This window comes from Mycobacterium sp. (assembly GCF_035570115.1).
Classification (GTDB): Bacteria; Actinomycetota; Actinomycetes; order Mycobacteriales; family Mycobacteriaceae; genus Mycobacterium.
On sequence record NZ_DATMLH010000075.1, the window covers coordinates 1 to 6,571 of the forward strand.

Below are 6,571 nucleotides of genomic sequence, written 5' to 3' on the forward strand. Positions count from 1 at the left end.
AGCAAGCCCCTGAATTCGCGATACGAGGGATGCCAGTGTGATTCTTGTGCTTGTTGATGTTGCCGTCCGCGTCGGCTGCAACGGAGCCGCTACGACTCCACCCGCTCCGCCGCCACGAACAGGTTGTGCGGGGTGGTGTCCTGAACCTCAGCGGCCGGCGAGCGTCCGTAGCTCGCCGTCAGCTCGTACGAGGTCGTCACCGTCACGTCCCAGCCGTGGCGGCCAAACCACTCGCCGACGTCTTCGCGCTCGTCGAAGTACCACAGCTCGTCGTTGCGGGGGATCTCCCGCCGCGGGTCCAATTTGGCCAGCACCTCCCGTATCCGATCCAGCCGCGCACGCCGCTTAGCCCGCACCTCGGGGTCAGCAAAGTCGGGACTCAGCGCCTCCACGGCGACGCGGCTGCCGGTCACCGTGAGCTCGTGCACACGCTCGAACAGCAAGTCTGATGCCGCGGCAGGCAGATACGGTGTCAGCCCTTCGGCCGACCACACGCTGGGCGCCGCCGGGTCAAAACCGGCCTGCCGCAACGCCGCCGGCCAGTCCTGACGCAGGTCCACCGGAACAGCGACCCGATGGCACGCCGGCTCGGCCCCGTGCTCACGCAATGTCGACGCCTTGAAGTCCAGCACCTTGGGCTGGTCGAGCTCATAGACCGTCACCCCATCAGGCCACGGCAACCGCCACGACCGCGCATCCAGGCCCGCCGCCAGGATCACCGCCTGCCGGATGCCCGCGCGCGTGGCATCAAGGAAGAACCCATCGAAAAACGCTGTCCGGCACGCCATATAGCCGATCATCGCCTGCATCTGCAGCGGAACCTCGGGTTCGGCTTCGATGACCTCGGGCGGCAGCGGCACGGACTGCCAGTTCCACACCCCGTCGCCGGCGGCATCGAGGAAAACCTGCGCGAACGGATCGCGGATCAACGGGTTCGCACTTCGAGTTTCCGCCGCCCGCGACGACGCCACACCCAGCGCCGTGGCGCCCACACTCTCAGTGATCTCCCAGCTGTCGTTATCAGTTCTCGCCATCGTGTCCTCCCTCGCCGACCACATCAGTTTGTTTCAATTGTTTCGATTGCACGCGCGCCTGGTAGCATGGAGCTATGTCCACTGCCCTTGCCCCCCTTGCCCGCCAGGTCGCAGAGCGCGCACAAAAGGACGCCGGGTTCGCCGAGGTCCTTGACGCCATTCTAGACGCGCCGACAGAGCCGCACGGAACGCTGCAGCGCATCGCCGCCCGCAGCCTCAACGACGAGCGTCGCGGCGCCCTGGTGCGCGAGTTCGTCGAGGGCTCGCTGCCCACCCCGCAGGTCCAAGCCCGGCTGGGCCTGAAAACGCCGCAGGCCGTCCACCGGCTGCGCAGCCGCGGCAAACTCCTCGGCTCCGCGGTCGGCAACCAAACCTGGTTCCCGGCCTGGCAGTTCGACGACGACCGCCCACGACCCGACCTGCCCCGGATCCTGGAGTTGCTCACGCACTTCACCTCCGACCCGTTGGCGGCCGATCGCATCATGCGGCTGCGGCACGACGACCTGGGCGGCGTGTCGATCGCCGCGGCGCTGCGCCGTCCGAGGACCGCCGACACCGCGTGGCGGATGCTCGCCGCCGTCGGTGCCTGACCTTCCGGCCGGCTACCGGGCGCCGCTGCCCGACATCCGACCCGTCGGCCTGCGCCGCCGGCGGGTCGACAAAGGCACCGAACTGTGGCGCGTCGACGCCACCCCGCCGACGCAGTGGAGCTGGGACGGCTTCCCCACCGCGCGATTCCGCTTCGACCCGAAATCCGGCGCGTTCCGAACCCGCTACGCGGCAAGCACATTCACCGGCGCGTTCCGGGAGCGCTACCGGCCCACCGGGCTGGTGATCCCCGCCGACCACGCCGCCCACCATCTGGTGCGGCTGACCGCCACCAGGCATCTGCGCGTCTTCGACCTGCGCACCGAGGCCAACCTCGACATCCTCGGCGTCGACGACCAGATCAGCACCGGCCAGCATCCCGACGTGTGGGACACCTGTCATCGGCTCGCCGACGCCGTCCAGCGCTGGTGGAACGACCTGGATGCCCTGGTGTATCGGCCGCGCACCACCCCGGAGAGCTCGGTCAACTACGCCTTCTTCAGCCTCGACGCGTTCGCATGCAAGTCGTGGCCACTCGCGGAGCGCGACGACATCCTCACCGAACTCGTGCTGCGCCAAGACTTCACCGTGAACTGGGACATCGGCGGCGACACGTAGCCGCTAGGACACCGAGCGCTGCGCCGACACGAACAGGGTGTCCGGCGACCCGTCCTCGAGGCCCTCCGGAGGCTGGCGGTCGTAGAGGGCCATCATGTCCTCGGTCGTCAGCACCGACACATCCCAGCCGTGTTCGAGCAACCAGTCGCCGACATTGGTGCGGGCTTCGAAGTACCACAGCTCGTCGAAGTCGGGGAAGACGTGCTCCTCGCCGCCCAGTTGGCTAGCCAGCTCGCGGTAGCGCTGCATCTGCTCCCGCTGCCGGTCCCGGGTCGCCGGGTTGGCGAAGTCGGGGCCGGGCGCCTCGACGGCGACATGGCTGCCGATCGCGGTCAGCGTCTGGATGCGCTCGAACAGCAGATCCTGGCCGGCCGACGGCAGAAACGGCAGTATCCCCTCGGCGGTGAAGGCGCTGGGCGCGGCGGGGTCAAACCCGGCCTGCCGCAACGCCGTCGGCCAGTCTTGCCGCAGGTCGACCGGAACGCTGACCAGGTTGGCCGTCGGCTGCGCGCCGCGCTCCCGCAACGTCGAGGCCTTGAACTCCAGCACCCGCGGCTGGTCGAGCTCGTAGACCGTCACCCCGTCGGGCCACGGCAACCGCCACGACCGCGAATCCAGGCCGGCCGCCAAAATCACCACCTGCCGCACGCCCGCCTCGGTGGCGTCGATGAAGAACTCGTCGAAAAACGCCGTCCGCGAGGCCATGTAGTCGCGCATGCCCTGCATCCGCAACGGCATGTCGGGGGCGACCTCGGCGATCTGGTCAGGCAGGTCGGGGTTGCCGAACCAGTTCCAGATGCCGTCGCCGGCGGCGTCCAGGAACACTCGCGCGAACGGATCGTCGATCAGCGGATCGTCACTTTCGGTGTCGGCCGCGCGGGCGGCCGCCACACCTAGCGCCGTCGCTCCCACGCTCTCGGTGATCTCCCAGCTGTCGTTGTCGGTTCTCGCCACTGTCGCTCCTCATCCACTCGGGCATGCCGTTGCCGACGGTACCCGGATTGGCTGTGAGTCGCCGTCCGGTGCAAAAGGCCCAGAGCACCAGGCTTTTCACCGGAATGGAGCGCTATCTGGGCGACGCTCTCGCCACGTCGCCGTCAGATCGGCAGTTCGACCGGATACACAGCATGGCTACCGCGGAACCCCTTGAGTTCGACCTCGCGAGCGGGGCCGAGGAGGATGTCGGACTGGCCTTCGACCGCCTCGCGCACCGGTTCGCTGATCAGGATCTCGCCGCCGTCGGCCTGCCCTGCCACCCGCGCCGCCATCGCCACGTTGCGCCCGAAGAGGTCGTCTCCGCGTCTGACCGAGGTACCCATGTGAGCGCCGATGCGCACCCGGATCTGGTCCCAGTGCTCAGCGCTCTCCTGCAGGGCTTGTTGCACGGCGATACTGCAGCGGACGGCTTGTCGGGGATCGGAAAAGGCGATCATGAATCCATCGCCTTGGCTCTTGACCACGTGGCCGTCGTAATCTTCAACGCGCTTGTGAATGAGTTTGTTGTGCCGGTCGAGCAACTGGACCCATCGTCGATCGCCCAACTCCTCGTTGCGCTCGGTGGAACCCTCGATATCGGAGAAGACGATCACGGCTTGGCCGTCGGCGGTCAGCCTGGCGAGATCGGGCCGCTCGACCTGGGCCCAGCCTGCGAGGTCCTCGATGGAATTGCGCACCGTGGCGCCGATGCCCTTGTTGATCAGCGAGTCGGCCGTCTGCCAGGCCGTCCTGATGGCGAACGGCGCGACTCCGCGGCGCCGGCGGCGGGGCCTGTCTTGTCGGCTGCGCTCGAGTGCGCTCCGTGCCCCCTTTAGTTGCCGCCGAGAAACGATCAGCAGAACTCCGAGCCCGATGATGCCGGCCAATTCGACGGTGGCAGCTGCCACCAGCACGGGTACGGTCACTGTTCGTTCGGACCCGCGGCAGGCGCTAGCACTGCCCGATTATCGCTTAGGCGGGTGGCTCGCGGCGTCGTTGACGTTGTCTACTAACCAGACGGCGAGGTCGTGGATTTTGATGTTGGCTTTTTGCGACGTGGAGACCAGCAGATTGAAGGCTTGGACGTCGGTGAGGCGTTCGCGCTGCATCAGGATTCCTTTGGCTATCCCGATGGTGTCGCGGGACGAGAGCGCTCTGCGAAATTCGGCCTGCTGAGTGGACCCGGTCAGCGCGATCGCGGCGTGTGCGGCGAACAACTCCCCGATGACTTCGGAGTCAGCGTCGAACGCGTTCCGTGTCGAGGAGTACAGATCGAGCGTCCCCAGGTTTCGGCCGCTGGTGAAGAGTTTGTATCCGAGCATCGACCGGACACCGTGCGCTTCGGCGGCCGCGGCAAACCGGGGCCACCGAGTGTCCTGTGACATGTCGTCGATCCGGTAACTGCGATGATCCAGTAGCGCCTGCAGGCAGGGGCCCTCGTCGAGTTCGTGCTCGATGTTGTTGATTCGCTCCGTCAGGTCACTGGTCGAGGCGACGGTCCGCAAGAGTTTGCCTTCGCGGAGCGATACCCCGGCATGTTCAGCGCCGGGGACCGTGTCGGTGGCCGACGCAACGATGGCCTCTAGCACGTGCTGCAGGTCCGGTTCGGCCTCCAGCGATCGGGCGACGTCGCGTAGAGCCTCGGCCACGTCGACGAGCGGGCTGGCACCCGATTCAGACGGTTTCTGCTGTTCCTGTGGCATTTATATTCTCTGCTCACTAGCGGAAGTAGTTGAGCCTAAAAGCGCGAAGCCGGGGCCGAGCCGACCTTCACTGCGAATCAGGCCACGGTACGCGCGACACGCCACCGCCGCCATTAGCCGCTACCCGCTATCGGGTTCTACGACAACCAGACGTGGTCGTAGCCGCTCCGGCGCGATCTCCACACCTGCCGCGAGGTCGTCGATGAGCGCATCGACAAAGTCGACCAAACCAGCGATGTCGATCGCATGGCGTGCCGGGCGGTCGCCGTGGGAAAGACGGGCCGAGGCGCGGCGCAGCAGACTGATCGCGCCTTTGACGTTGCCGCGCTGGGCGTGGGTGATGCCAACCGCGAGCTGTGCCAGGCCTTGCCACAGCATCCGCTCGTCGTCAGGGCCGTTCTTCCAGGCCGCCTCGAGGACCTCGTGCGCATTGAACGCCAGCCCCTGGTCCAGGAGGTCCTGGGCGTAGCGAAGGGTTTCCGCCGGTGCCAGCTCGAGGTCATCGGGGATCGGTGGAATGCCTTGACTGCCACGGGGCAGTGGTCGGCCCAGAGCATCGCGCGGGCGGGTGCTTCGGGGTCGGCCGGACTCGTCGCGGTCACGCTCGGGCATGCGCCGATCATCGCAAGCCCGCGAGATCCGCAGAAGACCTGTCGACAAGTCGCCGCCTCAGGCGCCCAGTTCAGCGCGCCGCCAAGCAAACACGCATGCATGCCCGCAGAGGTGACACATATCACCTGTTGAGGGCGGTGAACGGTTGATCAGGTAGGCTGTGGAACAACGTTGGCGTCACCAACACAGATGCTGACACGTCGTGGAACGCTCCTTCATCCACCGGAACTACCGGTTCGAAGATGATTAGTGCATCCAGCACAGGATTTTCTCGCGGCGATCGATTTTGCCCACTGGCAATCTCGCCACCTTGTGCTGACGCCGCATGACGATCCCGTCGCGACGGCGCGGCACACCCGATGCCTGAGAGGCACCGAAACCGTGACTACCGAAACAACTTTCGCCGATCTCGGCGTACCCGAACAGCTGATCCACGTGCTCACCGCACAAGGAATCACCAACCCGTTCCCAATCCAGGTCGACACCCTTCCCGACACGCTCGCCGGCCGCGACGTCCTCGGGCGCGGCAAGACCGGCAGCGGCAAGACACTGGCCTTCGCCATTCCGCTGGCTGCCCGGCTGGCGCGCGGCAAGCGACGGCCCTCGCGGCCGGCCGGCCTGGTGCTGGCGCCCACCCGTGAGCTGGCGACGCAAATCACCGCCGTGCTCGCCCCGCTGGCAGCCGCCCACGACCTGAAGGTCGGCACGATCTTCGGCGGGGTGCCGCAAAACCGTCAGGTGGCCGCGCTCAAGTCAGGAGTCGACATCGTCGTCGCCTGTCCGGGCCGGTTGGAGGATTTGATGAGGCAACGCCTGATCAGCCTGGACTCGGTGCAGATCACCGTGCTCGACGAAGCCGACCACATGGCCGACCTGGGCTTTCTGCCGGGCGTCATCCGCATCCTGGCCGCCACCCCGGCCGGTGGTCAGCGACTGCTGTTCTCCGCGACGCTCGACAACGCGGTCGACAAGCTGGTCAGGCGGTTCCTGCGCAACGAGATGACACACTCGGTCGACGAAGTGAACTCGCCGGTGTCCGAG

8 protein-coding genes are annotated in these 6,571 nt (G+C 66.8%); 3 read left to right on the forward strand and 5 right to left on the reverse strand.

What is annotated here, in order from left to right; translation table 11 throughout:
• Positions 1–89: 89 nt before the first annotated feature.
• Positions 90–1,034, reverse strand: coding sequence for a class I SAM-dependent methyltransferase (locus VNW74_RS05475; protein WP_325675586.1), 945 nt, complete (start codon positions 1,032–1,034; stop codon positions 90–92).
• Between the two features lie 74 nt (positions 1,035–1,108).
• On the opposite strand from VNW74_RS05475, the gene VNW74_RS05480 reads away from it, so the two are divergent.
• Together VNW74_RS05480 and VNW74_RS05485 are read left to right on the forward strand one after the other, a co-directional pair.
• On the forward strand, positions 1,109–1,624 hold the full coding sequence (locus tag VNW74_RS05480) for a hypothetical protein (RefSeq protein ID WP_325675587.1): 516 nt from the start codon (positions 1,109–1,111) through the stop codon (positions 1,622–1,624).
• Entirely contained in the window at positions 1,617–2,240 is a 624-nt protein-coding gene (locus VNW74_RS05485; RefSeq protein WP_325675588.1) for an RES domain-containing protein, read from the forward strand. Before VNW74_RS05480 ends, VNW74_RS05485 begins: the two co-directional genes overlap by 8 nt.
• 3 nt (positions 2,241–2,243) lie before the next feature.
• Here the strand turns inward: VNW74_RS05485 and VNW74_RS05490 are convergent, their stop codons facing one another.
• From VNW74_RS05490 to VNW74_RS05505, 4 genes are all read right to left on the reverse strand, one after another.
• Positions 2,244–3,194, reverse strand: a complete 951-nt coding sequence (locus VNW74_RS05490; protein ID WP_325675589.1) for a class I SAM-dependent methyltransferase — start codon at positions 3,192–3,194, stop codon at positions 2,244–2,246.
• 143 nt (positions 3,195–3,337) lie between these two features.
• A complete protein-coding gene (locus tag VNW74_RS05495) occupies positions 3,338–4,141 on the reverse strand; it encodes an adenylate/guanylate cyclase domain-containing protein (RefSeq protein ID WP_325675590.1) in 804 nt (267 codons plus the stop codon).
• A gap of 39 nt (positions 4,142–4,180) precedes the next feature.
• Positions 4,181–4,918, reverse strand: a complete 738-nt coding sequence (locus VNW74_RS05500) for a GAF and ANTAR domain-containing protein (protein ID WP_325675591.1) — start codon at positions 4,916–4,918, stop codon at positions 4,181–4,183.
• A gap of 120 nt (positions 4,919–5,038) precedes the next feature.
• Positions 5,039–5,530 (reverse strand): DUF309 domain-containing protein, encoded by a 492-nt coding sequence (locus tag VNW74_RS05505; RefSeq protein ID WP_325675592.1) that lies wholly within the window; start codon positions 5,528–5,530, stop codon positions 5,039–5,041.
• 381 nt (positions 5,531–5,911) lie between these two features.
• Here VNW74_RS05505 and VNW74_RS05510 point away from each other — a divergent pair.
• On the forward strand, positions 5,912–6,571 hold a 660-nt coding region (locus VNW74_RS05510; RefSeq protein ID WP_325675593.1), incomplete at its 3' end, for a DEAD/DEAH box helicase.